Annotated in this window: 2 rRNA genes; both read left to right on the forward strand. The window is 50.0% G+C overall.

From position 1 onward, the window contains the following. Positions 1 to 140: 140 nt before the first annotated feature. A 23S ribosomal RNA gene (locus LPA02S_RS11160) occupies positions 141 to 3,059 on the forward strand. 103 nt (positions 3,060 to 3,162) lie between these two features. Beyond that, positions 3,163 to 3,279, forward strand: a 5S ribosomal RNA gene (rrf, locus tag LPA02S_RS11165). Positions 3,280 to 3,281 lie beyond the last annotated feature (2 nt).

The following is a 3,281-nucleotide window of genomic DNA, read 5'->3' on the forward strand; positions in this document are numbered from 1 at the left end:
TTGTTTGTACTTTGAAAACTGGATATCATTGTTTTTAAGTTTTAAATGCCGAGAACACAGCGTATTTGTGCGAGTTTCTTAAGCTGACCGTAAGGTCAGTGAAATTCGAATCGCGATAACCGACAAATTATATTTGTCTAGGTTAAGTTACAAAGGGCGCACGGTGAATGCCTTGGCACTAGGAGCCGATGAAGGACGGGACTAACACCGATATGCTTCGGGGAGCTGTACGTAAGCTTTGATCCGGAGATTTCCGAATGGGGCAACCCAGCTTGAGTAATCAAGTTATCACATAGTGAATTCATAGCTATGTTGAAGGTAGACGCGGGGAACTGAAACATCTAAGTACCTGCAGGAAGAGAAAGAAAAATCGATTCCCTTAGTAGCGGCGAGCGAAACGGGAAGAGCCCAAACCAAAGAGCTTGCTCTTTGGGGTTGTAGGACTGAACATTGGAGTTACCAAAGTAAGTGATAGACGAAGTTAGCTGGAAAGCTACGCGAAACAAGGTGAAAGCCCTGTAGTCGAAATTGCTTACCCTCCGTTCAGGATCCTGAGTACGGCGGAGCACGTGAAATTCCGTCGGAATCCGGGAGGACCATCTCCCAAGGCTAAATACTCCCTAGTGACCGATAGTGAACCAGTACCGTGAGGGAAAGGTGAAAAGCACCCCGGAAGGGGAGTGAAATAGTTCCTGAAACCGTGTGCCTACAATTAGTCGAAGCCCGTTAATGGGTGACGGCGTGCCTTTTGTAGAATGAACCGGCGAGTTACGTTATCATGCGAGGTTAAAGTGAAAAGCTGAAGCCGTAGCGAAAGCGAGTCTGAATAGGGCGAATGAGTATGATGATGTAGACCCGAAACCAAGTGACCTACCCATGTCCAGGTTGAAGGTGTGGTAAAACGCACTGGAGGACCGAACCCGTATATGTTGAAAAATGTTGGGATGAGGTGTGGGTAGCGGTGAAATTCCAAACGAACTTGGAGATAGCTGGTTCTCTCCGAAATAGCTTTAGGGTTAGCCTCGGATGATGAATAGCGGAGGTAGAGCACTGTTTGGACTAGGGGCCCATCATGGGTTACTGAATTCATATAAACTCCGAATGCCGCATATTTTAGTCCGGGAGTCAGACAGTGAGCGATAAGGTCCATTGTCGAAAGGGGAACAGCCCAGATCACCAGTTAAGGTCCCTAAATCTATGCTAAGTGGAAAAGGATGTGGCGTTGCACAGACAACTAGGATGTTGGCTCAGAAGCAGCCACCATTTAAAGAGTGCGTAATAGCTCACTAGTCGAGTGACGCTGCGCCGAAAATATACCGGGGCTTAAGCATAGTACCGAAACTGTGGGTGTCCACTACGTGGACGCGATAGGAGAGCGTTCTAAGTGCGTTGAAGGTCGATCGTGAGGACGGCTGGAGCGCTTAGAAGTGAGAATGCCGGTATGAGTAGCGAAAGACAGGTGAGAATCCTGTCCACCGTATGACTAAGGTTTCCTGGGGAAGGCTCGTCCTCCCAGGGTTAGTCGGGTCCTAAGGCGAGGCCGAGAGGCGTAGTCGATGGCAAACAGGTTGAGATTCCTGTACTAGATTATTTTGTTTGAGCGATGGAGGGACGCAGGAGGCTAAAGCATGCATCCGGCTGGAAATGGATGTCCAAGCGTTAAGTCTTGAAGCGAGTGAAATGCTTACTTCTTTAAGGACAAGGCGTGATGGGGAGCGAAATTTAAGTAGCGAAGTGCTTGATGTCACACTGCCGAGAAAAGCTTCTAGTGAGAAATAATCTACCCGTACCGCAAACCGACACAGGTAGTCGAGGAGAGTATCCTCAGGTGAGCGAGCGAACTCTCGTTAAGGAACTCGGCAAAATAGCCCCGTAACTTCGGAAGAAGGGGTGCTGACCGCAAGGTCAGCCGCAGTGAATAGGCCCAAACAACTGTTTATCAAAAACACAGGTCTCTGCTAAATCGTAAGATGACGTATAGGGGCTGACGCCTGCCCGGTGCTGGAAGGTTAAAAGGATGAGTTAGCGTAAGCGAAGCCCAGAATTGAAGCCCCAGTAAACGGCGGCCGTAACTATAACGGTCCTAAGGTAGCGAAATTCCTTGTCGGGTAAGTTCCGACCTGCACGAAAGGCGTAATGATTTGGGCACTGTCTCAACGAGAGACTCGGTGAAATTATAGTACCCGTGAAGATGCGGGTTACCCGCGACAGGACGGAAAGACCCCATGGAGCTTTACTGTAGCTTGATATTGAGTGTTTGTACCGCTTGTACAGGATAGGTAGGAGCCGTAGAAACCGGAACGCTAGTTTCGGTGGAGGCGTTGGTGGGATACTACCCTTGCTGTATGAACGCTCTAACCCACGCCGCTTAGCGCGGCGGGAGACAGTGTCAGGTGGGCAGTTTGACTGGGGCGGTCGCCTCCTAAAATGTAACGGAGGCGCCCAAAGGTTCCCTCAGAATGGTTGGAAATCATTCGCAGAGTGTAAAGGTATAAGGGAGCTTGACTGCGAGACTGACAAGTCGAGCAGGGACGAAAGTCGGGCTTAGTGATCCGGTGGTTCTGAATGGAAAGGCCATCGCTCAACGGATAAAAGCTACCCTGGGGATAACAGGCTTATCTTCCCCAAGAGTCCACATCGACGGGAAGGTTTGGCACCTCGATGTCGGCTCATCGCATCCTGGGGCTGTAGTCGGTCCCAAGGGTTGGGCTGTTCGCCCATTAAAGCGGTACGCGAGCTGGGTTCAGAACGTCGTGAGACAGTTCGGTCCCTATCCGTCGCGGGCGCAGGAAATTTGAGAGGAGCTGTCCTTAGTACGAGAGGACCGGGATGGACATACCGCTGGTGTACCAGTTGTGCCGCCAGGCGCATCGCTGGGTAGCTACGTATGGACTGGATAAACGCTGAAAGCATCTAAGCGTGAAGCCACCCTCAAGATGAGATTTCCCATTCCTATATGGAAGTAAGACCCCTGAGAGATGATCAGGTAGATAGGTTGGAAGTGGAAGTACAGCGATGTATGGAGCGGACCAATACTAATCGGTCGAGGACTTAACCAAATGGTTGAATACTCCGTATTTAACCGCGACACAGATACGCGTTCTATGGTAAACTTAAAGCAATGATAGCCAGTTTTGAGGGTATAAACTCTCAAACAAATAGTGTGGTGGCGATAGCGAGAAGGATACACCTGTTCCCATGCCGAACACAGAAGTTAAGCTTCTCTACGCCGATAGTAGTTGGTGGGAAACTGCCTGCGAGGGTAGGAAGCTGCCACGCTT

This window comes from Lacticaseibacillus pantheris DSM 15945 = JCM 12539 = NBRC 106106 (genome assembly GCF_001591865.1).
Classification (GTDB): domain Bacteria; phylum Bacillota; class Bacilli; order Lactobacillales; family Lactobacillaceae; genus Lacticaseibacillus; species Lacticaseibacillus pantheris.